General features: G+C 59.6%; 1 protein-coding gene. It reads right to left on the reverse strand.

Annotated features, from left to right (window positions below; translation table 11 throughout):
* Positions 1–250 (reverse strand): flagellar hook-basal body complex protein (locus SB816_RS33715; protein WP_410548466.1); only part of this gene is annotated, 250 nt, incomplete at both ends.

Raw genomic sequence — 250 nt, forward strand, 5'->3', positions numbered from 1 at the left:
GCCGCATTCTGCAAATATCCTTCCGAGTTCTTCTGGAAGGATCCCGCTCTTGTGAGATAGGGCGTGCCCGCGCCGTCCTGAACCACGAAGAAGCCGTTGCCCTGAATGGCAAGGTCGGTGCTCGACGTGGTGTAGGACAGGTTGCCCTGTTCCGAAATGCTGTAACGAACGTTGGACTGCACACCGCCAGAAGCGTAGCTGCCCGACGAGGAGGGCAGAACGAGCGAGGAGAACGACGTCGATGCGCGCT

The organism is Achromobacter sp. SIMBA_011, from assembly GCF_046535435.1.
Classification (GTDB): domain Bacteria; phylum Pseudomonadota; class Gammaproteobacteria; order Burkholderiales; family Burkholderiaceae_B; genus Achromobacter; species Achromobacter dolens.